The organism is Pseudomonas sp. G11-1 (assembly GCF_024031555.1).
Taxonomy (GTDB): domain Bacteria; phylum Pseudomonadota; class Gammaproteobacteria; order Pseudomonadales; family Pseudomonadaceae; genus Halopseudomonas; species Halopseudomonas bauzanensis.
Map to the genome: position 1 here is coordinate 753709 of NZ_QEYQ01000002.1, position 24319 is coordinate 778027.

At 61.8% G+C, this 24319-nt stretch carries 17 protein-coding genes; 7 read left to right on the forward strand and 10 right to left on the reverse strand.

Annotated elements, in window-relative coordinates; genetic code table 11:
• Positions 1-4: 4 nt before the first annotated feature.
• From DHB74_RS09590 to DHB74_RS09600, 3 genes are all read left to right on the forward strand, one after another.
• Entirely contained in the window at positions 5-1453 is a 1449-nt protein-coding gene (locus tag DHB74_RS09590; protein WP_499161287.1) for a polyphosphate kinase, read from the forward strand.
• A gap of 56 nt (positions 1454-1509) precedes the next feature.
• Positions 1510-1920, forward strand: coding sequence for a large-conductance mechanosensitive channel protein MscL (mscL, locus tag DHB74_RS09595; RefSeq protein ID WP_036990747.1), 411 nt, complete (start codon positions 1510-1512; stop codon positions 1918-1920).
• Between the two features lie 131 nt (positions 1921-2051).
• A complete protein-coding gene (locus DHB74_RS09600; protein WP_499161288.1) occupies positions 2052-3185 on the forward strand; it encodes a methyltransferase in 1134 nt (377 codons plus the stop codon).
• A 351-nt stretch (positions 3186-3536) separates the two neighbouring features.
• Here DHB74_RS09600 and DHB74_RS09605 read toward each other — a convergent pair whose 3' ends face one another.
• From DHB74_RS09605 to ccoN, 6 genes are all read right to left on the reverse strand, one after another.
• Positions 3537-5984, reverse strand: a complete 2448-nt coding sequence (locus DHB74_RS09605; protein ID WP_499161289.1) for a Lon protease family protein — start codon at positions 5982-5984, stop codon at positions 3537-3539.
• A 28-nt stretch (positions 5985-6012) separates the two neighbouring features.
• Positions 6013-6861 (reverse strand): uroporphyrinogen-III synthase, encoded by an 849-nt coding sequence (locus DHB74_RS09610; protein WP_074780778.1) that lies wholly within the window; start codon positions 6859-6861, stop codon positions 6013-6015.
• Positions 6862-6945: 84 nt separating this feature from the next.
• Positions 6946-9894, reverse strand: a complete 2949-nt coding sequence (locus DHB74_RS09615) for a transglycosylase domain-containing protein (protein WP_499161290.1) — start codon at positions 9892-9894, stop codon at positions 6946-6948.
• 143 nt (positions 9895-10037) lie between these two features.
• Positions 10038-10244, reverse strand: a complete 207-nt coding sequence (locus DHB74_RS09620) for a hypothetical protein (RefSeq protein WP_499161291.1) — start codon at positions 10242-10244, stop codon at positions 10038-10040.
• A 314-nt stretch (positions 10245-10558) separates the two neighbouring features.
• Complete coding sequence (locus DHB74_RS09625) at positions 10559-11704, reverse strand: HPP family protein (RefSeq protein ID WP_499161292.1); 1146 nt, start codon at positions 11702-11704, stop codon at positions 10559-10561.
• 184 nt (positions 11705-11888) lie between these two features.
• On the reverse strand, positions 11889-13337 hold the full coding sequence (ccoN, locus tag DHB74_RS09630; RefSeq protein WP_499161293.1) for a cytochrome-c oxidase, cbb3-type subunit I: 1449 nt from the start codon (positions 13335-13337) through the stop codon (positions 11889-11891).
• Between the two features lie 203 nt (positions 13338-13540).
• On the opposite strand from ccoN, the gene DHB74_RS09635 reads away from it, so the two are divergent.
• The 4 genes from DHB74_RS09635 to DHB74_RS09650 all read left to right on the forward strand — a co-directional run bounded on the left by DHB74_RS09635 (position 13541) and on the right by DHB74_RS09650 (position 19210).
• Positions 13541-14704, forward strand: a complete 1164-nt coding sequence (locus DHB74_RS09635; protein WP_499161294.1) for an isovaleryl-CoA dehydrogenase — start codon at positions 13541-13543, stop codon at positions 14702-14704.
• Positions 14705-14819: 115 nt separating this feature from the next.
• Entirely contained in the window at positions 14820-16427 is a 1608-nt protein-coding gene (locus DHB74_RS09640; RefSeq protein ID WP_499161295.1) for a carboxyl transferase domain-containing protein, read from the forward strand.
• A gap of 48 nt (positions 16428-16475) precedes the next feature.
• Entirely contained in the window at positions 16476-17276 is an 801-nt protein-coding gene (locus DHB74_RS09645) for a gamma-carboxygeranoyl-CoA hydratase (protein ID WP_499161296.1), read from the forward strand.
• On the forward strand, positions 17273-19210 hold the full coding sequence (locus DHB74_RS09650) for an acetyl/propionyl/methylcrotonyl-CoA carboxylase subunit alpha (protein ID WP_499161297.1): 1938 nt from the start codon (positions 17273-17275) through the stop codon (positions 19208-19210). The genes DHB74_RS09645 and DHB74_RS09650 overlap by 4 nt, the downstream gene beginning before the upstream one ends.
• On the opposite strand, the gene DHB74_RS09655 is transcribed toward DHB74_RS09650, so the two are convergent.
• From DHB74_RS09655 to DHB74_RS09670, 4 genes are all read right to left on the reverse strand, one after another.
• Positions 19204-20046 carry an IclR family transcriptional regulator domain-containing protein gene (locus DHB74_RS09655; RefSeq protein ID WP_036990759.1) on the reverse strand — a complete coding sequence of 281 codons (843 nt, stop codon included), beginning with the start codon at positions 20044-20046 and terminating at the stop codon, positions 19204-19206. The two genes, DHB74_RS09650 and DHB74_RS09655, sit on opposite strands and share 7 nt — an antisense overlap.
• A gap of 92 nt (positions 20047-20138) precedes the next feature.
• Positions 20139-21407 carry an OprD family porin gene (locus DHB74_RS09660; RefSeq protein ID WP_499161298.1) on the reverse strand — a complete coding sequence of 423 codons (1269 nt, stop codon included), beginning with the start codon at positions 21405-21407 and terminating at the stop codon, positions 20139-20141.
• A gap of 102 nt (positions 21408-21509) precedes the next feature.
• Positions 21510-22724: a benzoate/H(+) symporter BenE family transporter gene (locus DHB74_RS09665; RefSeq protein ID WP_036990761.1), complete on the reverse strand. Its 1215-nt coding sequence runs from the start codon at positions 22722-22724 to the stop codon at positions 21510-21512.
• 139 nt (positions 22725-22863) lie between these two features.
• Positions 22864-24204 carry an MFS transporter gene (locus tag DHB74_RS09670; RefSeq protein WP_074780802.1) on the reverse strand — a complete coding sequence of 447 codons (1341 nt, stop codon included), beginning with the start codon at positions 24202-24204 and terminating at the stop codon, positions 22864-22866.
• Between the last annotated feature and the right edge of the window lie 115 nt (positions 24205-24319).

Genomic DNA, 24319 nt, shown 5'->3' on the forward strand with positions numbered 1-24319 from the left:
AACAATGAAAGTGCCCGAACACAGCACCAACAAAAAAAGCTATAAACGGCAGCGACGGAAACTCACCGAGGCTCTGCTCGAAGCCCAGTATGCCCTGCGCAAAGCGAAGAAGGGGCCGGTGCTGGTGCTGATCAGCGGTAATGACGAGGCCGGCAAGGCCGAGGCTATTTATGGCTTCTACAATACGCTGGACAACCGCTACCTGAATACCCGAGCCTTTGCCCTGCCCCAGGGCGTCGAGCAGCAGATGCCTCACCTCTGGCGCTACTGGATCAGCCTGCCCAAACCAGCCCGGCTCGGTTTCTACCTGGGCTCCTGGTATCACCAACCACAGATCCGCTATTGCCGGGGCGAGATCGACCTGCCGGCGCTGCGCAGGCAGATGGAGGAAGTTGCCCGCTTCGAACGCCTGCTGACCGGTGAGGGCATAGCCCTGGTCAAGCTGTGGCTGCAGGTCGAGGGTCCGGTAAAACCAGCAGGAAGATTTGCCAGCGGCGAACAGACCGTCGCCATGCGTGAATGGGGTAGTTTCAGCGACGCCGACTATGCCTGCGTCCAGGATTCATTTCAGTTGATCAGCACCCTGACCTCGACCGAGGCAGCCCCCTGGATCACCGTATCCGGCGACGATGAGCATGAGCGGGATATCCGCGTCGGCCAGATCGTGCTGCAGCGGACCCAGCAGTTGCTGGAGGCCGGCCCCGGCAAGATGCCGACCGCCTCCTGGCAACCCGCCCCGCTGACCCAGTTGCAACAACTGGATTACGACCGCAAGCTGGACAAGGCCCGCTACAAGGAGCGGCTCGCGCACTACCAGGCCCGGTTGCGCGAGCTGGTACGCCATCCAGCGTTTGCCGGGCGCAGCCTGCTGCTGGTCTTCGAAGGGACCGATGCCGCTGGCAAGGGCGGGGCCATCCGCCGTATCAGCCAATGTCTGGACCCGCGCTATATGCGCGTTCATGGCACCCGCGCGCCGACCAGCGAAGAACGCCGTCAGCCTTATCTGCTGCGGTTCTGGAAACGCGTGCCATTGCCCGGGCGTGTCGCCATCTTCGACCGCAGCTACTATGGCCGCGTTCTGGTCGAGCGGGTCGAAGGCTTCTGCACCCGCCGGGAATGGCAGCGCGCCTATGATGAAATCAATGATTTCGAGGCGCAATTACAGGCCGCCGGCACCCTGGTGCTGAAGTTCTGGCTGGCAATTACCCCCGAGGAACAACTACGGCGATTTCAGGCTCGCGCCGAATCGCCGCTCAAACGCCACAAGCTTTCCGATGAGGACTGGCGAAATCGGGATCAATGGCCACAATATGAGCAGGCGCTGAACGATATGGTCGAACGCACCAGCACCGCCACTGCGCCCTGGCATGTCATTCCCGCAGAAGACAAGCGCCATGCGCGCATCCAGACTCTGGAGATCGTCTGCACGGAATTGCAGAATGCGTTGAAATAAAAAGTAAAAAAATATCAAATAAGCTCGCCATTCGGGCATACAGGAGTAGGTAGAACATGAGTCTGATTCAGGAATTCAAGTCATTCGCCATGCGCGGCAATGTCATCGACATGGCTGTGGGTATCATTATCGGTGCTGCCTTCGGCAAGGTGGTGTCCTCCTTTGTGGATAACATCGTCATGCCCCCCCTGGGGCTCGCTATCGGGGGCGTGGATTTCAGCGATCTGGCCGTGGTGCTCCGCGAGGCGCAGGGCGATCTGGCAGCGGTTACCCTGGGCTACGGCGCCTTCATCCAGAGCATCGTGGATTTCCTGATCATTGCCGCGGCCATTTTTGTTGCTATCAAGGTGATGAACAATCTCAAGCGCAAGGAAGAAGAAGCTCCCGCCGCGCCGCCAGCGCCGAGCAAGGAAGAAGTGCTGCTGACCGATATCCGCGACCTGCTCAAGCAGCAGGCCGAGAAGTAAGCAGCAGGACCGCACTCTGCGCTCCCCGGGTCCTGCGAACGACAGCTCGCTCGCAGGGCCTCACCAGAGAACCTGAACCGCCGGACCGGCTGCGCTATACTGCCCGCCCTGACTCGTTTTCCGGCCCGCCCATGCAACGTTGCGATACCTCTTTCGGTAGTCTCCGACTCGACCGCTACCCGCCAACCCGTAATCCGACACTGCAACCTTTCGATGCAGCTGACCTGTATCTGCTGCAGGAGCAGGCGCGCCTGTCGGAAGGCTCGGCCACGGGTTCGGTACTGGTGGTCAACGATCAATTCGGTACCCTGGCCTGCGCCTTGGCCCTGACGGGCATCCCGGTGATGAGCTGGGGCGACTCGCATCTGGCCGAGCGCGCGCTGCAGGATAATCTTCGCCATAATCAGCTATCAGCGCAGGCGGTCACCTTTGTCGATAGCCAGCGCTTGCCCAACGGCCCGATAAGCCACGTGCTGCTGCGCATCCCGAAAAGCCTGGCACTGCTCGAAGACCAGCTCAGTCGTCTGCGGCCGCTGCTATCAGCCGACGCCGTCGTAATCGCCGGCGCCATGCTCAAGCACCTGCCGCCCAGCGCTGGGGATCTATTGGCCAGGTATGTGGGCCCATACCAGGCGTCCCTCGCCTGGAAGAAGGCCCGTTTGCTGACCGCACGATTCGACTCCGACCTGACACCGGCGATACCGCAGCTCGACACCCGCTATGCCCTGCCCGAAAGCGGCCCTCAACTGACCAACTTGCCCGGCGTGTTCTCACGGGATCGCCTGGATATTGGTACCCGGGTCATGCTGCCCTGCATCCCGCCGACCGCAGGTCCTGCGCGCATTGTTGACCTGGGTTGCGGCAACGGCGCCCTGGGCATCCAGGCGGCACTGCTCAACTCCCAGGCGCAGCTGAGCTTCATTGATGAGTCTTACGCAGCGGTCACCTCGGCACGGCAGAATTTCACCGCTGCCTGCCCCGGACGCGACGCCTGCTTCACCGTCAGCGACGGCCTGGTTGATGCCGAGGCCGCCAGCGCTGATCTGGTGCTGTGCAATCCGCCGTTTCATCAGCAACAGGTGATCGGCGACGAGATTGCCCTGCGCCTGTTTCAGCAGAGCCGCACTGCTCTGGCACCCAATGGCGCCCTGCTGGTGGTCGGCAACCGCCACCTGGCTTACCACGTCAAGTTACGGCGCTTCTTCAGCCAGGTGGAGCAGGTCGGTGGCAACAGCAAGTTTGTGGTGTTGCGGGCCAGCCAGTAATAAAACCGGTTGTACACACATTCTGTGGATAACTCTGTGTACAGGCTTGTGGCAAATGCCGCTGGGCCATATCGCCTCAGGTACTGGCGCAAATAGTTCAAAAAACGACCAACGTGACCAACGGGTCATTTTTTGGCAGACCACCGCCCTGTAGGTGGCATGATGCCGCACCTTCGGCCTTGACGCAGGGGATAAATTGTTATCCGGTCAGCATTCCCGAAAACGGGTTATTGACAATGCCTTGGGATAATGAATCGTGGAAAGTCCTCCACACATTCTGTGGATAACTCTGTAGACAATACCGGGAAAGCTCGCTCAAGGGCATGCCGGACCTGGGGTCCGGCATGCTGTTCATTGTTTGACCAGCGGCGCGGCCTCTTCCTCATCGCCCGACCCGGCCCGCGTATCAGAGTCGTCGTTGTGCTGGCCACGGTTATTGATGGTCTTCAGCCGCTGCACTGCCCGGGCATTGATCGACCCTTCAGGAAAGTTGCCTGCGGCATCCGGTGTGCCGGCATCCTCACCGGCCAGCAGACTCAACGCCTGGTCGACATTCTCCACCGCATAGATATGGAACAGACCAGCCTTGGCTGCATCCAGCACCGTCTGGTGCAGCATCAGGTTGGGCACATTGGAACGGGGAATGATCACGCCCTGCTCCCCGGTCAGGCCACGCGCTTCACATAGCCGAAAGAACCCCTCGATCTTCACGTTGACCCCACCGACCGCCTGCACTTCGCCGAACTGGTTGATCGAGCCGGTGATCGCAAAACCCTGTTTCAGCGGCACCCGCGACAGGGCGGAGATCAGTGCACAGACCTCACCCAGCGAGGCGCTATCGCCATCGATATAGCCATAGGACTGTTCCAGAGCGATGCTGGCGGAAATCTCCAGCTGATGGTCCTGCGCATACCGACTGCCGAGATAGCCAGTGAGGATCATCACGCCCTTGGAGTGGATCGACTGACCCAGACTGACCTCACGTTCGATATCCACGATGCCGCTGCTGCCGGGATAGACAGTGGCGCTGATCCGCGCCGGCACCCCAAATACCGAATCGCCGATAGCCAGCACCGTCAGCCCGTTGCACTTACCGACCGCCGCACCGGCGGTATCGATCAGGATCACCCCCGACAGCATATCCTCACGGATACGCGCGCTGGCGCGGCCGGTGCGCGCCTCCTTGGCCTGCAAGGCACGCTCGATGTGGCCGGTGTCGGTCACTCTGTCACCGGCCAGCTGACGAGTGAGGTCAGCCTCGGCAACCAGCTGGAAGATATCACTGATACTGGCGGACAGATGCTGCTGATGCTCGGCCAGGCGCGCGCTGTAGGTCAGTATCCGCGCCACGGCGGCGACACTCAGCGGCGCCATGCCCTCCTCATCGACCCGGGTCTTGAGCAACTGCGCCATGCCATCGATGCTGTCCGGCGTGCGCGGCAGGTAATCGTCGAAATCCACCAGTACGCGAAACAATTCCTGGAAGTCAGGATCATGGTCCTGCAAGGTGTAATAGATCCGGCGCGAACCGATCAACACCACTTTGACCGACAGCGGAATGACCTCCGGCGTCAGCGTTACCGTGGTCAGCCGGCCGAGGTCAGCCCAGGGCGATTCGATTTTCAGCTCACGCGACTGCAGGGCGCGTTTGAGCGCCTCCCAGACGAAAGGCTCGCTCAACAGTTTTTCCGCCTCCAGCACCAGGTAGCCATGGTTGGCGCGGTGCAGCGCACCGGAGCGGATATGGCGGTAGCTGGTGAGCAGAGCGCCCTGTTCGGAGCTGTATTCCACTCGCCCGAACAGGTTGTCGTAGGAAGGATGCGGTTCATGCACCACGGGCGCGCCCCGGGAGCCCGGATGTTCAATGACGGGGTTGGGGCTGTACCGTTCGATCAGCGCTGCCTTCTTGACCGCCTCGGGGCGTGCATCGGTAGCGCGCTCATCGGCGATCAGCTCGATCACGATCTTCAGTAGATCCTGATGCATCGCCTGGATGTACTGGCATACGCCGGGGTTGTCGCAGTAACGCTCGGTCAACGGTTGCAGCAGCGGCTGCAGCGCATCGGTGATGGTCTGCTCGTTCAGCTCGCGCAATTCGTTGCTGGACTCGCGCTTCCATTGCGGCAGGCTGGACAGCGCCTCGTTGAGCACCTCTTCCAGATCCGAGATATCAGCATGGAAGCGCTCGCGTTCGGCTTCCGGCAGCCGGGTAAACTCCGCCTCATCCAGCCCCTTACCGTCGCGCATGGGGGTAAAGGCCAGATTCTGTCCCTCCCGGTACAGTGCAATGTTGCGCTCCAGCGCCTTGCGTTCGACGGTATCGATGGCGCTGTCATAACGCTTATTGAAGCGCCGATCGATCGCACTCTTCTTCTGCTGGAAGGCCGGATGTTCGAATACCGCCGGGAAGGTCGCCAGCAGGTTGTCGATCAGATGGTCAATGTCTTCGATGAAGGCGGCTGCTATGCCCGGTGCCATGTGCAGCGCTCTGGGCTCGCGGGGCTCATCGAAATTATTGACGTAGATGCAGTCCTGCGGGGTCGCCATGCGTTTGGCCTCGGCCTGCAGATAGCGCATGGCATAGGAGAATCGCCCCGTGCCCGGCTCGCCCATGACGAACATGTTGTAGCCGGGCCGGCGCATGGCGACACCAAAATGCATCGCCTCGACGGCCCGGTCCTGGCCCAGGATGCCCTTGAACGGTTCCAGATCATCCGTAGACGTGAATCCCAGACTTTCGAGGTCAATCGGGACGGTCAGTTGTTCTGGCGACAGCGGTGTCGGGCCGGCTTTGCTCATCAAACTTGCCTTGTGAAACAGTGAAAATTCAGTGTAAACCATTGCCCGGGCTTGTGCCCCCGAACTCCCGGACCAGTTCGCGCACCAGCGGCTTCATGAAGAAACTGCTCGGCGGCATCAAGTCGACCCGCAGACCACGCTCCTGCAATTCGCCGGCAACCACCGGCCCCACGGCGGCGATCTTGAGGCCCGCGAGAATCTCTTTCAGCCGCTGCTCCCCTACCGAGCGCCGGCCGATCTGAAACAGCCGCCGCACCTGGGTGCCACTGGTAAAGGCAATGGCATCCAGCCGGCCGGCGGCCAGCTCGGCAATCAGCGCATCAACCTGGGCATTCTCGACATCGTCGGCATAGACATAGGGCCATACCGGGGCCACTTGCGCCCCGGCCTGCTGCAAGAAACTCATCAGCAATTGGTTTGGATCGGTGCCATAGAGTTGCACGGCGATCCGCCGGCCGCGCAGGTCCTCGGCCTGCAGGGTGCTGATGATACCGGCCGTGGTCGGCTCTACAGCAGTCACTTCGGCTTTGAGGCCAACGGCACGGAGGGCCGCGCCCGGCTTGGGTCCGCGAACGATCTTGCGTACCTGTCCGAGTCGGGTGATGAAATCCTCTCGTACTGTGCCTCCGGCCCGTTCAGCAGCCGTGAGGAGCCGGCGCATGCCTTCGCCGGTCAGCATGATGAAGTCGTCCCAGGGCTGACTGATAAAAGCCTCCAGCCAATCCCGTATCGGTTGCTGGTCCGGCGCGTCATGGATGGCCACCAACGGGCAGCGCAGTACTTCTGCGCCGCGCTTGAGGAGCATGTCCGCAAACAAATCCAGTTCGCGGCTTTCAGGCAAGGCGATACGGCGGCCCACCAAGGGAAGATCAGACATGGGAGGACCCTTTACCAGAGGAAAGCCGCATTGTGCGGCCAGATCCCGCCGAGCTTCAAGCGCGCCGGGCCTGGCGCCAGCTCACTACTGGTGTTGAACAAGCGCCGGGGCGGGCGTATCGAGGTGGGGCGCCAGCACTGGCGCCATGCTTTTCAATACCTGCGCCGGCAGCGCTGAGGTGAAGTGAAAGGCACCGGCATCGGCGCCCGGCACGAATGCCGTCAGGGTGCCGAAGTGGTTGGGACCAAGGAAGAATACAAAGGTCGCCGTGCGGTTCAACACCTCGCTGGAAAGGATTCGGCCATCAGCGGCCATGATATGGCTGCGGTTGTCGCCGGTTCCGGTCTTGCCCCCAACCGCCAGCGGCTCGCCGGCAGCAGTGATGAATACGCCCTGCAGCCGCCGGCCGGTGCCGTCGAGTACCACGGCCGACAGCGCATTGCGCAGCGCCGTCGCCACCTCGGGCTGGAGCACTTGGCGCGCCTCTACTGACAGCGGCTCGAAGCGGGTTTCCCAGGGGGTCGCCGCAGCAAAATGCAGGTTGTTGATGCGCCGTACCGGCTGTCGCTTGCCGTCGTTGAGGATGATGCCCATCAACTCGGCCAAGGCGCTGGGCCGATCGCCGGAGCTGCCCAGCGCCGTCCCCAGAGATGGCACCAGGTGCGGAAAGGGATAACCGACCCGCTGCCAGCGCTGATGCAGATCGTCGAAGGCCTCGCGTTCGAGCATGCTGCGGATGCGCACATTGCGTGCACCGGCGTGCCGGGTGCGGAACAGCCAGCCGTAGACTTCCTGCCGCTGAACCGCGCTGGCTGAAAGCACCTCGTTTAGCGTGGCCTGGGGATGGCGGCGCAAGTATTCCAGCAGCCACAACTCCAGCGGATGCACCTGGGCGATATAACCCTGGTCGGTCAGGTCATACTTGCCCGGGCGGTAGGTGTGGTACAGACGTTCGATGCGATCCGGTTTCTGCGGCACCCGCACCCATTCCTGCAGAAAGGCACTGAAATTGTCGAAATCGGCTTCGGGGTAGAGCATGCGATAGACCACCGAAAGCCGGGCAGCAATAGGTTGCACATGCTGCAGCAGACGCTCGAAGCGCTGCTGCTCATCCATCCCGGCATAACGGCGCCAGAAGCGCTGCAGGTAGACTCGCCCTTCCCGGTCGGCAAACGTTTGCAGCCAGGCCTGGCGGCGCGGATCGCGATCATTGGTCAACAGGCTGCTGGCGTCCTCCACGCTGTGGTGCAGGCTGTAGCGGACAACATCACGCAATAGACGGACGAAAGGCAGGTTGATGGATTCCTGCAGCGCCTCCTGAACGGTTGGTCGCCGACGGTCATCCTCCTTGCGGTAGTTGGAAAAGCGCTGTAGTCCACCCCCGGTTGGAAACCGCTCCCAGGGCGAAGCGGAATAGCGCCGCTGCAAAGCCGCTTCAAGCATGGCTGGCAAGTCGCTGTCGGGGTGGGTGCGCAGGTAGCCTGCTGCCCATTGGCTGAGCGGATCCTGCGCCTGGGCCTCGGCAGCGCGCAGAGCGACCGCGTCGGTATCGGCCAGCGCGGCGTGCAGTTCGGCGATGATTTCAAGATAGCTGGTCAGCACCCGCAGCTTGGCGGTGGACCCCAGCTCCAGCTTGCTGCCCTGGTTCAGGTCGAACGGCTGGCCAGTGGTATCGGTCTGCACCCGCACCTGGTTGCCGGTCGCGGTGCGCTCCATGAGCGTGAAGCTGTAATGCACCTCCGGCGCCTGTTTGCCGGACAGCAGCGTCTCGCCCAGCAATCCGTTCTGGCGAGCGATCCCCTCGTCGGCCAGACTGTGCAAAAACGCGCTGACGGAACGCTGCAACTCCACATCCAGACTGCTGCTGGCACTCAGATCAAGTCGATCCAGATCATAGATCGACTGGCCAAGCAGCGATGCCAACTGGCTGCGGGTCACCCGGATCGCCTTATCCATGTCGATGGTCTCGTCCAGAGGCTGAGTCTGCCAGTCCCGGAATACCAGCGGGCTGGCCAACGCCGCCTCGGCCAACGGCAGATCGATGCGCTGCTCGCTCGCCAACAGCCGCAAATGACTGTCGACCAGTTCCTGCAGCTCAGCCCGACCGTTCAACAGGTACCAGCTGGGCCGCCGCTGGGCGATGATCAGCGATAAGCCCTGGCGCAGCGCCACTGCCTGCGCCTGCAATCCGCGTTCGCCGTTGAGGCTGGCGCTGAAGCCGGCGATATCCGTGGCAAACCAGACCCACAAGGCATCACCGAAACCATGTACTTCGCCATGCCCGGGCGCGGCCGTCAGTGGCACGCTGTTGAGATAATCCAGCACCAGCTGGCGGCGGGCAGTCATGGTCTGCGGTCCACCGCTGTAGGCTCTGATGCTGGCCGACGCCATCTGCCGCAGCTTGTCCATGGGAGATTGGGTGCGGCCTTGCAGGGAGTGGCGGTATTTTTCGATCTGGGTCGCCAGCGTGCTGGCGCCATGGCTATACCCCTCCCCGCCCAGAGTGCCGACGACCATGGCCAGTGAAGCGTTGACCAGCCGTGGCCAATCCACGGCGGGGTTGGCATGTTCCAGGCTCGGGTCCAGCAAGTGGCGGTTCTCGATGAAGAGCAACGCCTCCACCAGTAATGGCGGAATATCGTCAAACTCAGCAAAACCGAAGCGGGGATAGGTAAACCGATAGATGGGCTGGCCGTGATGATCGGCTATCTGCAGGCCCGCCTGGGTTTTCTCCCGATAGGGCAAGAACAAACCATGATCGGCAAAATTCACCAGTTCATCGGAAAAGCGCACCTGTTGACTGATACCGTAGCCGCGCTGTTGCAGCCGTGTTTGCAAGTCGGGAATCAGACTGTACCCCAGACGCTGATTGAAAGGACCCGCCTCGGGAAAGCGGATCGCCTCACTCGCGCCCTCATCGAGCTGGTAATGAAGTCTGCTGGCGTAATCGCTGAACCACTGCGACTGTAGCCAGGCGTAACGAAACTCAAAGCCTGCGACACAGAGCAGTATCAGCGACACGACGCCCGTCACAATCCATATCCGCAGCCTCATAGCCCCCTCGTTCACTGGTTCGCTTTCAGTCTAGTTCAGGGCTGGCATTCCATCAGTGGATGCAGGGTATTTTTCGAATGGGTTTGGTCAGATCAAGAAAAAGGCCGGGGTTTTCCCGGCCTTCATCGCGCGCCACGGCGATCAGCCGCCGGCACCCGCGCCAGCGCCACTGGCGCCTCCAGATCCGGCACCGCCGGTTCCAGCGCCAGTGCTGCCAGCACCACCACTGGTGCCGGTGCCGGCACCGCTGCCAGTACCTGTGCCGGTGCCACTACCGGTGCCAGACCCTTCTGGGCCAGACGGATTATCCGGGCTGGTAGGCGGTGCATCGCCATTGTCACCAGTCGCGTTGTAGGCACCTGAGTCCTGACGTTGCTCCTGCATGCGGTCATCGTCGTCATGCTTGTCGCCGGCGGCCACCGCCAGCGGGGCAGCAGAGCCCAAAGCAAAGGTAAATAATGCCGTATAGATCAATTGCTGTTTCATGTTTTCCACCTCCGGCTGTATTTGGGGGGACTACATGGAAATAGAATTGCACCGGCGCCAATGGTTCAAACAGAAAAATGTGTCAACGGTAACGACTGGCATCGGTGCGTCACCGCCAACCGAGGGTGGTGGCGCCGTGATTTGTCATCAGCATCGGTCAAGCCAGGTGGCTGACCAGATCCCGATGCAGTGCGGCAATCACGTCGGTCTGGGTTACCAACCCGACCAGACGGCCATTGTCGAGCACCGGCAGACAATGCAGTCCCTGGTTCGACATCAGCGGAATCATGTCCACCACATGGGTCTGCCCGTCCACGGTAACCACTGGCGTGGTCATCACTTTGTGCAAGGGCTGGTCGCGCCACAAGTTGATACGCGTCGGCAGGATACGACCCAGCGGCAGGTCCAGCTGCGCCAGCAGATCACTCAGGCTGGTGATGCCCTGCACCACCCCATCGCTGTCCACCACCGGCAGGGTCTTGACGTGATGATGACGGAACAGGCGGACGGCCTGCATCACCGTGGTATCCGGGCCGACGGTGCGGATATCCCGTGACATGATCTGCTCGGCGCGGATATCACCCATCTTGCGCCGCAAGGCCGAGCTTTCGGTATCGCGGATAATCTGTTCCAGGTCGTGCCGGGTGATGTCGACGAAGGCGCCGTGCTTCTCCAGGGCCCGATCCAGATCCTCTTCGGTGAAGCCGACCCGCTGCCCCGGAAGAATGTCCCGGGTGTGGTGCAGATCGCCCCGCGGCGCCTGCTTCGGATAACGCACACCGGTGAGGTTGTTGTACAGCGTGGCGCAGAACAGCAGACAGCAGGCGTTGAGCATGACCGGCAATACCAGCCAGCCGCCCAGCGGCGATAACAGGTCACCGGCCAGCAGTATCACCACTACCATGGCGCTCGCCGGTGGGTGCAGGCAGCGCAGCACCGACATGCCCAGCACTACCGCGCCCACGCCGGTCACAAGGTGCCAGCCGAGAATCATCTCGGGTAACGGCAAATGCAGCATGGCCAGGCCAACCAGTGCTGCCAGCAGGTAACTGCCCAGTACCGGCCAGGGTTGTGCCAGCGCACCCGAGGAAACGACAAACAACAGCACCGCCGAAGCCCCAGCCGGACCCAGCAGAATCATCGCCGTGGTTGACCCATAGAGCAGGCTGGACAACCAGAAGGTGCAGGCCACCGCGCCGGCAACACCCATGGCGGCACGCAGCCACTCACCGGGCCGGGTTTGCACCGTGCGCGGCAACCAACCGAATAACAGATGGGCAAGGGCCAGCAACTGACCGGACATAATATGCTCCTGCCGGCAGTAGGTGACGGCCAGGTAAAGCACATCAGAAACCGGAACTTTGCAAAAGGGGAAATCAAGGGCCAGCTATTCTGACCCTCGAAACCACAACAGACAATTCAATAATTATTGATATCTGGTGCAATTATTTTTATGCAACTCAATGACTTGAGATAACGACCGACGCTCAGGAAGGGGCCCCTATCAGCTCGCCCCCGCGTGCCGTCTCCCCTGCCCCACGGATGGTCATCGCGCAATTGAAGGCCATCAGCACCATCCCCGCAGCGAAGATGCCGCCCCCGATCATCCGCACGATATAACCCGGATGGCTGGCCTCCAGTGCCTCGACGAAGGCGTAGGTCAGAGTGCCATCGACGTTGACCGCGCGCCACATCAGGCCCTGGGTGATGCCATTGACCCACATGGCAACGATATAGAGCACGGTCCCCATGCTGGCCATCCAGAAATGCAGGTTGATCAACTGGATGCTGTACATGCCGTCACGCCCCCAGAGTCGCGGCACCATGTGATAGAGCGCACCGATGCTGATCATCGCCACCCAGCCCAAGGCCCCGGCATGCACGTGGCCGATGGTCCAGTCGGTGTAGTGCGACAGGGCATTCACCGTCTTGATCGCCATCATCGGGCCTTCGAAAGTGGACATGCCGTAGAACGCCAGCGCCACCACCAGAAAACGCAGGACCGGGTCGGTGCGCAGTTTGTGCCAGGCGCCGGACAGGGTCATCATGCCGTTGATCATGCCGCCCCAGCTCGGCGCCAGCAGGATGATCGACATCACCATGCCCAGGGTCTGCGCCCAATCCGGTAGCGCGGTGTAATGCAGGTGGTGCGGACCGGCCCAGATATACAACGCGATCACCGCCCAGAAATGCACGATCGACAGGCGGTAGGAATAGATCGGCCGCCCCGCCTGCTTGGGTACGTAGTAGTACATCAGACCGAGAAAGCCGACCGACAGGATGAAGCCCACCACGCTGTGCCCATACCACCACTGGATCATGGCATCGGCGGCGCCGGCATAGATGGGGTAGGACTTGAACAGCGAGACCGGCACATCAACGTGGTTCACCACATGCACCAGTCCGGTCACTATGATGAAGGCGCCGTAGAACCAGTTACCCACATAGATGTGTTTGACCTTGCGCCGGGCGATGGTGCCGAAGAACAGGTAGCCGTAGGCGAGCCAGGCTACCGTGATCAGCGTGGCGATCGGCCAGATCATCTCGGCGTATTCCTTGCTGGTGGTGAGGCCATTGGCATAGCTGAGAATGATCGCGACGATGATCGTTTGCCAGCCCCAGAACACGAAGTCCGCCAGCTTGTCCGACACCAAGCGTACCCGGCTGGTGCGCTGTACCACGTACAGCGAGGTGGCGAACAGGGCGCCGCCACCGAAGGCGAAAATCACCAGGTTGGTATGGATAGGACGGATGCGCCCGAAGCTGAACCAGGGCAGATCGAAATTCAGCGCCGGCCAGACCAATTGCGCGGCCAGGACCACGCCCATGGCCATACCCAGCACACCCCAGACCAATGTCATGATGGTGAATTTGCGGACCACGTCATAGTTGTAGCTGGGCTCCGAAGAGCCCGCAGAAGCAGAGGGAAGATGCATGATGACTCCGAGATGCAAGGCGGGCGAAAACGTAAATAGTGTGCGCCTCACATTGAATATAGACAAACCGATAATAACTAACACTTAATTCAATATTATTTATTATAAGACCCGCTTCATGCGCCTGTATTGCCCGCTCATTGACAGCCCGCCGGCCCCTGCTAGTTTGAACATAGTCACAGAACAGAATAACAAGGTGACATATGAATCAATCCGGTCTGAATTTTGCCTTGGGGGATACCCTCAACCTGCTGCGCGAGCAGGTGCGTGGCTTCGTCGATCGCGAGCTGGCACCCCGTGCCGCGGCCATCGACAGTGACAATCAGTTTCCCATGGACATGTGGCGCAAATTGGGCGACATGGGCCTGCTCGGCATCACCGCCGGAGAAGAGTACGGCGGGGCCGGTCAGGGCTACCTGGCCCATGCCCTGGTGATGGAAGAGATCAGCCGCGCCTCGGCGTCCGTGGCTCTGTCCTACGGCGCCCACTCCAATCTTTGTGTCAATCAGATCAGCCGCAACGGCAGCGACGAACAGAAAGCGCGCTACCTGCCCGGGCTGATTTCCGGTGAACGCGTCGGCGCCCTGGCGATGAGCGAGCCCAACGCCGGCTCGGACGTTGTCAGCATGCAACTGCGCGCCGAACGGCGCGGCGATCACTTTGTGCTCAATGGCAGCAAGATGTGGATCACCAACGGTCCGGATGCAGATGTCTATGTGATCTATGGCAAGACCGAACCTGACCGCGGCGCCCACGGGCTGACTGCGTTCATTCTCGAAGGTGACAGCCCCGGCTTCTCCCGCGGGCCGAAGCTCGACAAGCTGGGCATGCGCGGCTCCAATACTTGTGCGCTGTTCTTTGATGATGTGCAGGTACCGCTGGGTAATGTGCTGGGCGAGGTCAACGGCGGGGCCCGGGTGCTGATGAGCGGCCTGGATTATGAACGGGTGGTGCTGGCCGCCGGTCCGGTGGGCATCATGCAGGCCTGCCTGGATGTGGTACTGCCCTACATTCATGACCGGCGCCAGTTCGGCCGCAGCATCGGCGAATTCCAACTGATCCAGGGCAAGGTCGCCGACCTGTACACCAGCCTGAATGCCAGCCGCGCCTATCTCTATGCGGTAGCGCGCAGCTGTGATCTGGGACAGGCCAGCCGCCAGGACGCCGCTGGGGTAATCCTGTACACCGCCGAACAGGCCACCCGCGCCGCGCTGGACGCCATCCAGATTCTCGGCGGCAACGGCTATATCAACGACTACCCCACCGGCCGGCTACTGCGTGACGCCAAGCTCTATGAGATCGGCGCCGGCACCAGTGAAATCCGCCGGATGCTGATCGGCCGGGAATTGTTCGAGCAGAGCCGCTAACGTCAGCAGACAAACTGTTTCGTGGGAGCGGCCAAGGCCGCTCCCACAGGAAGTTCCTGCCAGCATGGGCACAGCGAGCGGTAATTGAAGCGTCAAGCCGGAACGGAAGGAGAAAATGGCCATATTCAACACCGAGATCAACACCCACTCGCCGGAGTTCACCACCAATCGCAGCGCCATGCTCCAGCAACTGGCAGAACTGAGAACCTTGTTGGTGCAGATCGCCCAGGGAGGCGGCGAACAGGCCCAGGCGCGCCATTGCGCCCGGGGCAAACTGCTGCCACGCGAGCGCATCGATACCCTGCTGGATATCGGTTCGCCGTTTCTGGAAATCAGCCCATTGGCAGCCCATGCCGTGTATGACGAAGAAGTGCCCGCCGCCGGGTTGATTGCCGGAATCGGCCGGGTAGCAGGCGTCGAATGCATGATCATCGCCAACGATGCCACGGTGAAGGGCGGCAGCTACTACCCGCTGACGGTAAAGAAACACCTGCGCGCCCAGGCCATCGCCGAGCAGAACCGCCTGCCCTGCCTGTATCTGGTGGATTCCGGCGGAGCCAACCTGCCGCGTCAGGACGAAGTCTTCCCCGACCGCGAACATTTCGGGCGCATCTTCTTCAATCAGGCGCGGATGAGCGCCCAGGGTATCGCCCAGATCGCGGTGGTGATGGGCTCCTGTACCGCCGGTGGCGCCTATGTGCCGGCCATGGCCGAGGAAACCATCATGGTGCGTAACCAGGCGACCATTTTTCTCGCCGGGCCGCCACTGGTACGGGCCGCCACCGGCGAGGTGGTCAGTGCCGAGGAACTGGGCGGCGCCGATGTGCATTGCCGCACCTCGGGCGTGGCCGATCATTATGCCGAGAATGACGAGCATGCCCTGGCGCTGGCCCGGCGCTGCGTCGCCAATCTCAACTGGCGCAAACTGGGCCAGGTGCAGACCCGCCCGCCGCAGCCACCGCGCTACCCCACCGAGGAGTTGTACGGCATCATTCCGGCACAGGCGAAACAGCCTTATGACGTGCGCGAAGTGATCGCCCGGCTGGTGGACGGCAGTGAGTTCGATGAATTCAAGGCGCTGTTCGGTACCACCCTGGTATGTGGATTCGCCCATCTGCACGGCTATCCGCTGGCGATTCTCGCCAACAACGGCATCCTGTTTTCCGAAGCAGCGCAGAAAGGCGCCCACTTCATCGAGTTGGCCTGCCAGCGCGGCATTCCCCTGCTGTTTCTGCAGAACATTACCGGCTTCATGGTTGGCCAGAAATACGAAGCTGGCGGCATCGCCAAGCACGGCTCCAAGCTGGTGACCGCCGTGGCGTGCGCCCGGGTACCCAAGTTCACCGTGATCATCGGCGGCAGTTTCGGCGCCGGCAACTACGGCATGTGCGGGCGCGCCTATGACCCGCATTTTCTGTGGATGTGGCCCAATGCACGTATCGGGGTCATGGGCGGCGAGCAGGCCGCAGGCGTACTGGTGCAGGTCAAGCGCGAACAGGCCGAACGCCGCGGTGAGGTCTTTTCGGAGCAGGACGAGCAACAGCTCAGGCAGCCAATACTGGATCAGTATGAACACCAGGGCCACCCCTGGTATTCCAGTGCGCGTCTGTGGGATGACGGGGTGATCGATCCGGCACAGACCCGGGATATTCTGGGTCTGGCAATGTCAGCCAGTCTGAATGCACCGATGAAGGAGACGCGGTTTGGGGTGTTCAGGATGTAAGAAATCCCCCTCTCCCGTTGCGGGAGAGGGGCAGAGGGGGAACATGCAGTGCATTTCAACACCATCGAACTGGAGCGCGACGCGAGGGGCTTCGCCACTCTCTGGCTGAACCGCCCGGATAAGAACAATGCCTTCAATGCCGGCATGATCCAGGAATTGTTGCAGGCCCTTGATCAACTGCAGGCGGACACCAACCTGCGCTTTGTCCTGCTGCGCGGCCGGGGGCGGCATTTTTCGGCGGGCGCTGATATCAACTGGATGCAGGAGTCGAGCAAGCTGGACTTCGATGCCAATCTGGTCGATGCCCAGGCGCTGGCGGAACTGATGTACCGCCTCTATGCCCTGCCCCAACCGACCCTGGCGGTGGTACAGGGCGCCGCGTTCGGTGGTGCTATAGGACTGATCGCCTGCTGCGACATGGCCATCGGCACCGAGGACGTCCAGTTGGCATTGTCCGAAGTGCGTATCGGCCTGGTGCCAGCGGTGATCAGTCCGTTCGTGGTCAAGGCCATTGGCGAACGGGCGACCCGCCGCTATGCCATCAGCGGCGAACGATTCACCGGCACCCAGGCTCGAGAACTGGGGCTGCTGGCGGAGGTCTGCCCAGCAGCGGCACTGGCGGACCGGGTCGCTGGCTGGATCGACACCCTGCTGTTGAACAGCCCCCAAGCCATGCGCATCAGCAAGCAATTGGTACAGGAGGCAGCTCACCAGACCCTGAGCCCCGCCCTGCGCCAGCATACCGAACAGGCCATCGCCCAGATCCGCGTCAGCGCCGAAGGCCAGGAAGGACTGCGGGCCTTTCTGGATAAACGCCGCCCCAGCTGGTTACCGGAGCCCAGATCATGATCACCTCCCTGCTGGTTGCCAATCGCGGCGAGATCGCCTGCCGGGTCATGCGCACGGCCAAGGCCATGGGCCTGACCACCGTAGCCGTACACAGCGCCGTAGATCACGACGCCCGCCATGTTCACGCGGCGGACCGGCGCGTCGACCTGGGAGGCGCCAAGCCTGCCGACAGCTACCTGGCGATCGACAAGCTGATCGACGCCGCCTTGACCACCTGCGCCCAGGCGGTCCATCCAGGCTATGGCTTTCTTTCCGAGAATGCCGACTTCGCCCGCGCCGTCGAGGCCGCCGGACTGATCTTCATCGGCCCACCCGCCGCCGCCATTGAGGCGATGGGCAGCAAGTCCGCTGCCAAGGCGCTGATGGAGCAGGCCGGTGTGCCGCTGGTCCCCGGTTACCATGGCGCAGACCAGAGCCCGGAGAGTTTCCGCGTTGCCGCCCAGGGCATCGGTTATCCAGTGCTGCTCAAGGCGAGCGCCGGCGGTGGCGGCAAGGGCATGAAGGTGGTACAGCACGAGGCAGAGCTGACCGACGCGCTGCTATCGGCCCGGCGTGAGGCCCAGGCGGCCTTTGGTGATGACCGGCTGCTGCTGGAAAAGTACCTGCTCAAACCTCGCCATGTGGAGATCCAGATATTCGCCGATCAGCACGGCAACTGCCTGTACCTGCATGAGCGGGACTGCTCGATTCAGCGCCGGCACCAGAAGGTCGTCGAGGAGGCACCGGCGCCCGGACTGACGGACCAGACTCGCCGAGCCATGGGCGAGGCGGCCGTACGGGCCGCGCAGACGATCGGCTATGTCGGCGCTGGCACCGTGGAATTTCTGCTCGATGAGAGAGGCGAATTCTTCTTCATGGAGATGAATACCCGGCTGCAGGTGGAGCACCCGGTGACCGAGGCCATCACCGGCCTGGATCTGGTGGCATGGCAGATTCGCGTGGCCGGTGGCGAGCCGCTGCCGATCAGTCAATCACAGGTACCATTGCTCGGTCATGCCATCGAGGTACGGTTGTATGCCGAAGATCCGGACCAGGACTTTCTGCCCGCCAGTGGTCGGCTGGACCTCTATCGCGAGCCGGCGCTGACAGCAGGACAACGTATCGATAGTGGCGTGAACGAGGGCGACCTCATCTCCCCTTTCTACGATCCCATGCTGGGTAAACTGGTTGCCTGGGGCGAGAATCGGGAGCAGGCCCGGCTGCGGCTGCTGGATCTGCTGCGCAAGACTTTTGTTGGCGGCGTGCGCACCAACTGCGCCTTTCTATGCCGGATACTCGAGCATCCAGCTTTCGCCGCCGCCGAACTGGATACCGTTTTCATTCCACGCCACGCCGCGCATCTGCTGCGCCCGAGCAATCCCTTGCCCGATGAGTTCTGGCAGCAGGCTGCCATAGCGTTCTTGCACAGCGAGCCGGCGGAGCGGCGTGCAGACGATCCCGATTCGCCCTGGGCTGACCGCAGCGGCCAGCGCTTCGGCTTGCCGGCGAGCTGTCGTCTGCATTTGCACTGCAACGGTGAGCAGCGTGTCGTGCGGCTGGATCCGCGCCTGACCGTTGCGGATAACCGAGCAGCCATCCGCAACGGCGCCACACTGTATCTGTCCTGGGATGATGAGCTGCTGGAGGTAACCCGCTTCGACCCCATCGCCGCGGCCGATACTCGACCGCAGCCGGAAGGCGGTCTGATCGCACCCATGAATGGCAGTATCGTGCAGGTGCTGGTCAAACCCGGTCAGGCAGTGGCGGCCGGCACGCCACTCATTGTGCTCGAAGCCATGAAGATGGAACACAGCATCCGCGCCCGTCGATCCGGAGTGGTCAAACAGCTGTGCTGCAGCGAAGGCGATATGGTCAGCGAAGGCGCGGCGCTGGTGGAGATGGAGCCACACACCACCCTGGCTGGTGAGGCTGCCGAGAGGGGGTCAGTTCAATGAAACAAGCGGGTGCTCAGTTCCTTGCTCGCTTCCAGCAACACCGGCAGAAAACGGGTTTCCAGTTCTCCCCGCGTTATCCGGCTAACGGAGGTGCCGACATTGAGTGCAGCGAGCACCTGACCGGCAGGGTCGCGCAGCGGCACTGCCAGTGAGCGCAGGCCGAGTTCCAGCTCCTGATCGCTGACCACCCAACCGCGCTGACGAGTTTCCAGCAGTGCTTCACGCAGCGTTTCGGGTGTGCGCAGCGTTCGGCTGGTCCTGACCTGCAAATTGACCTGCGCCAGGTACTCCTCCAGCGCCGCATCATCCAGTGCGGCGAGCAGAATCTGTCCCATGGAAGTGCAGTAGGCCGGCAGACGGCTGCCGACACTGAGGTTGATGGATATCAGCCGCAGCGGTATGGAAGAGCGCGCCACATAGAGAATCTCGTCACCCTCCAGCGTGGCCATGGAAAAGGCTTCGCTCATCTGATCGCTGAGGCGATCAAGGATCGGTTGGGCGGCCACCGCCATCGGCGTCGAGGACAAGTAGGCATGCCCGAGCGTCAGTACCTTGGGCAGCAAGGAAAAAGTGCGCCCGTCGGTGGTGGCATAGCCGAGCTTGATCAGGGTGTGCAGGCAGCGGCGCACCGAGGCCCGTGGAATGCCGGTACGGTGAGCGATCTGGGCAATAGTCAGATGGCGCGTGCGCTCCTGGAAAGCATGAATCACTGCCAAACCGCGCGCCAGCGAGGTCATGAAGTCGGGATGCCCGGTGAAGGCCTCGATGCGCTTGGCCGGTGAGGCGATGATGGCCGGGGCCACCGGCACGCCGCCGGGGCGGGATTCGTCAGACATGGCAAGCAACCTTATTGCATACGCGGCGTTCGATCATCGCCCATTGACGCGCCGGGCGCAAAGGCGCGCGCAGCGCGCCGATGCAGGCTGACCTACAACAGGTTCCAGGTGTAATTGAAGATCAGCCGGTTCTCGTCGATATCGGTGCGGTAGTTGGAGCGTGCCGTGACGTTACGCACCCGGATGCCGAGATTCTTCAACACTCCGCTTTGCACGGTATAGCCGATATCCAGATCACGCTCCCACTCTCGGCCCTCATAGCCCAGCCCGGTGTCCACATTATCGCCGCGAATATAGCGCACCGTTGTCACCAGACCGGGCAGCCCCAGGGCGGCAAAATTGTAATCGTGTCGCAGCTGCCAGGAACGCTCATCGGCTCCGGCGAACTCGTAGGTGGGCACCTCGTTACCCAGTGGCGTGATGTTATTGAACACCCGCGGAAAGGCATCATCACCGAACATGGCCTGATATCCGAGCAGGAACGTGTGGCCTCCATGGCTGGCCGACAGCTGCGAAACAGCGGCCCGGTTATCAATACGCCCGAGCAACCGGTCACCGTCTTCCTTCGAATCGTAGAATGCCAGCTTCGCGCCCAATACCCAGTCGCCCACCGGCTCGCTGTGACTGAGGCGGTAGACGCGCTGCTGGTAGATATCCGCCAGCTGGGCGTACCAGGCGCCGACAGACGTGCGCTGCCCGTTGAACGCATAGTCGGCACCGGCGTAGTTGAAGCGGTCGCTCGCCGCGCCTTCCAGCAGTTGCGGTGCATGCCCAAGCTTGGCGTACATCTTGCCATCGCCCGCCTCGTTGAGCAGGCTGCCGGAGCGGAACTGGCCACCCTGCAGTGTCAGCCCGGCAAGCTCGCGGGAGACGATACTGGCGCCCTGGTAGGTTGGCGGCAACAGGCGGATATCGCTGAAGGTGAGCACCGGCAGGTCCGGGGTCAGCTCTCCCAATCTGAACTCGGTTTGCGACCAGCGCACCTTGAGGGCGGCTCCCAGGCGACTGTATTCATCCTGCGCCTTGCCATCGCTGCCAGTCGGCAGCAAGCCGGTGTTGACCCGACCGCCGCCACTGTCGAGCTTGATGCCGAGCATGCCAATGGCATCAACGCCGAAGCCGATCGCCCCCTGGGTGTAACCGGAATTGATTCTCAGGATAAAACCCTGCGCCCATTCTTCGGCCTTCGATTGCTGATTGGGGCCGACGATATCGGAGAAATTCCGACTGAAATAGTAGTTGCGCGCCTGCAGCGTCGCAGAGGCGCCCTCAACGAAACCCTTCGTTTCAGCAGTGCTGGTCGCCGGTATAACCAGGCCGGCAGCGATGAGCAGGTACGAAAAATATGATTTGTTTTGCATGCTATCTCACTCGTTTTTGTTGTTTTTCAGGTACAGGTTGCCCATCCGGGGGCGCATTGCCTCCCGGAGTGCAGTGTCAGATTCAGATATTTAGCGGCTGGTTTACTGCCCGGACTCCAGAGTCGATGGTTGAGGCTGCGGTGATGCGGCAGGTTTGCGCAAACCTAGCAACAAGTGCGCAGCGACACCGAAGATCAGCCCCCAGAAAGCAGCGGACAGGCCAAGAAAGGACATGCCCGACGCCGTTACCAGAAAGGTGATCAGCGCCGCTTCCCGATCCTGCGGCACCGCCATCGCCCCCTGTAGTGAGCTGGCAATCGCTGCCAATAGCGCCAAACCGGCCAGCGCCGCAATCAGCGCGGCGGGAAACGCCGTGAAGATCGATACCAGCGTCGCACCAAACAACCCCAGGACCAGATAGACGACACCGCCTGAAACCCCGGCGATATAGCGTTTGGCCGGATCTTCATGGGCTTCCCTGCCGGTGCAGATGGCGGCGGTGATGGCCGCCAGCGTCAGGCCGTGACTGCCGAATGGCGCCAGCAACAACGAACCCAGGCCGGTGCTGCTGAGCAATGGACTGGCCGGCGTGTCATAGCCATCGTTGCGCAGCACTGCCACCCCCGGTACAAACTGCCCCGTCAGTGCCAGCATCAGCAGCGGCAGTGCCACGTTGAGCGTCACCTGCCAGCTGAATTCCGGGCTGATCCAGACCGGTACGGCCAGCCCGACCACTAGCGCCTCGCTCTGCAGTTCGCCCAGCGCCATGGCAATACTCACTCCCACCACCAGCACCGCCAGTACTGCATAGCGCGGCGCCAGGCGCTTGCCCAGCAGGTAAGTGATGAACATGGCCAGCACCAACACCGGTTGATCCTGCAGCGAGACGAACAGGCCGGTGCCGAAGCTGAACAGGATACCGGCCAGCATGGCGGCGGCTATCGCCGACGGCAACTTGCTGACGATGCGATCGAAGGTGCCGGAAAGCCCGATCAACACAATGGCAGCGCTGCTGATCAGATAGGCTCCCACCGCCTCACCCATGCTCATGCCCGGCAGCAAACTGATCAGCAAGGCGGACCCGGCAGCATTCCAGGCGATGACGATCGGTACCTTGTAGCGCAGGCTGAGCACAATACCGAGTACGCCGCTGCCCATGGATATCGCCCAGACCCAGGATGACAGTATCTCGTGGGGCAACTGCGCCGCCTGGGCCACCTGGAAGATGATCACCAGGGGCCCGGCATAGGAAATGACCGTTGCAATGAATCCAGCGACTACTGCGGAAAGTGAAATGTCCTGGAGAAATACTTTCATATCGCCTCGCGTTGCAGAATCCGGGCCGACAGCAGGCCGTGGGCGGTCAAGGGTACCATCCACGGACCGGGCGGTGTCGTCGGACAATCCCGTTGGCGTCTGCATCAGTCTCCTCCCCCGTCCACAGCCACCGGGCTGCTCAGGCCCGTGCCGCCAGCAGCGACGCAGAGGCCAGGCGCTGTCGTTTGCCGGCCAGCACGAACAGCATCATGGCCAGCACGGCGATGACGCCCGGGATGGCAAAGGCGATGAAGTTCAGCTGCAGCGGCAAGTTGATACCCAGCAGCGCGCCGCCCAGCAGCGGGCCGACAATGGCGCCGTTACGACCGATACCCGAGGCCCAGCCCAGGCCGGTGGAACGGATCGACAGCCCATAGAATTGCGCGGCAGCGGCATACAGCAGGATCTGGGTGCCAATCACCGTGGCGCCGGCGATGGTGATAAGGGTGTAAAGCACGGGCATCGGCGTCTTGATGCCAAGCAGGCTGATAGAGGCCACGGCGACGATAAAGAACGCCACCACCACCTTGCCCAGATCAAAACGGTCACCCAGCCAACCACCGAGAATCGCTCCGAACATGCCACCGAAGTTCAGTGCTAGCAGGAAGGACAGGCTGGAGCCCAGGCTGTAGCCGGCATTGGCCATCAGTTTCGGCAACCAGGAACCCAGCGCATAGACCATCAGCAGGCAGCAGAAGAAGGCAACCCAGATCGACAGCGTGCCCACCAGGCGGCCATCGCGAAAGAGATCCAGCACCGAGTTTTTCTTGCCTGAGGTTTCCGCCATAACCAGCGGACTGTCCGGCGCCAACTCCAGCTCCGGCTGCACCCGCTTGAGCATGGCCCGGGCCTCGTCGTTGCGTCCCTGGCGGACCAGAAAACCAACCGATTCTGGCAGGTAGCGCAGAATCAGCGGCAACAGCAGCAGCGGTACTACCGCAGCGAAGAACATCATCTCCCAGCCGAAGCGTGGCAGTATCAGAATACCCAATCCAGCGGAGCACATACCGCCGAGGGAATAGCCGCTGAACATCAGCGCCACCAGGGTGCTGCGCAGCTTCTTCGGGGCATATTCGTTCATCAGTGCAACCACGTTGGGCATCAGCCCGCCGCAGCCCAGGCCAGCCAGAAAACGGTAGGTACCGAATTCGGTCGGTGAACTGGCGAAGCCGTTGAGCACCGTGGCAACACTGAACAGCAGAAAGCAGATGGTGATGCCCTTCTTGCGGCCGATACGATCGGCCAGGGTGCCGAACAGCAGCGCGCCGAACATCATGCCGAACAGGGCATAACTACCCAGTGCGCCGGCTTGCAGCGGAGTCAGGCCCCACTCTTCCATGATCACGGGCAACACCACACCGTAGATAAACAAGTCATAACCATCGAAGATCAGCAGCAGTGCGCACAATCCCATAATCAACCAATGGAAGCGGTTGAAGCGGGCGCCGTCTATGACCTCATGAACATCTATTGTTTGCATGGCATCAGTTCTCTTTTGTTGTTGTTGGCGAGTCGGCAAGCCAGGTATCGGCCTAGACCCGCCATCACTGGACGAGCGCAGCATAGGAGATCCACCTGCTGACCAACAGATGTGA

Excerpts from the sequence above, each read along its gene's own strand:
- ccoN (WP_499161293.1), bottom strand. The coding sequence starts at position 13,337 with ATGCATCTTCCCTCTGCTTCTGCGGGCTCTTCGGAGCCCAGCTACAAC.
- DHB74_RS09600 (WP_499161288.1), top strand. The coding sequence starts at position 2,052 with ATGCAACGTTGCGATACCTCTTTCGGTAGTCTCCGACTCGACCGCTAC.
- DHB74_RS09650 (WP_499161297.1), top strand. The coding sequence starts at position 17,273 with ATGATCACCTCCCTGCTGGTTGCCAATCGCGGCGAGATCGCCTGCCGG.
- DHB74_RS09610 (WP_074780778.1), bottom strand. The coding sequence starts at position 6,861 with ATGTCTGATCTTCCCTTGGTGGGCCGCCGTATCGCCTTGCCTGAAAGC.
- DHB74_RS09620 (WP_499161291.1), bottom strand. The coding sequence starts at position 10,244 with ATGCACCGCCTACCAGCCCGGATAATCCGTCTGGCCCAGAAGGGTCTG.
- DHB74_RS09670 (WP_074780802.1), bottom strand. The coding sequence starts at position 24,204 with ATGCAAACAATAGATGTTCATGAGGTCATAGACGGCGCCCGCTTCAAC.
- DHB74_RS09605 (WP_499161289.1), bottom strand. The coding sequence starts at position 5,984 with ATGAGCAAAGCCGGCCCGACACCGCTGTCGCCAGAACAACTGACCGTC.
- DHB74_RS09635 (WP_499161294.1), top strand. The coding sequence starts at position 13,541 with ATGAATCAATCCGGTCTGAATTTTGCCTTGGGGGATACCCTCAACCTG.
- DHB74_RS09590 (WP_499161287.1), top strand. The coding sequence starts at position 5 with ATGAAAGTGCCCGAACACAGCACCAACAAAAAAAGCTATAAACGGCAG.
- DHB74_RS09625 (WP_499161292.1), bottom strand. The coding sequence starts at position 11,704 with ATGTCCGGTCAGTTGCTGGCCCTTGCCCATCTGTTATTCGGTTGGTTG.
- DHB74_RS09640 (WP_499161295.1), top strand. The coding sequence starts at position 14,820 with ATGGCCATATTCAACACCGAGATCAACACCCACTCGCCGGAGTTCACC.
- mscL (WP_036990747.1), top strand. The coding sequence starts at position 1,510 with ATGAGTCTGATTCAGGAATTCAAGTCATTCGCCATGCGCGGCAATGTC.
- DHB74_RS09665 (WP_036990761.1), bottom strand. The coding sequence starts at position 22,724 with ATGAAAGTATTTCTCCAGGACATTTCACTTTCCGCAGTAGTCGCTGGA.
- DHB74_RS09655 (WP_036990759.1), bottom strand. The coding sequence starts at position 20,046 with ATGTCTGACGAATCCCGCCCCGGCGGCGTGCCGGTGGCCCCGGCCATC.
- DHB74_RS09660 (WP_499161298.1), bottom strand. The coding sequence starts at position 21,407 with ATGCAAAACAAATCATATTTTTCGTACCTGCTCATCGCTGCCGGCCTG.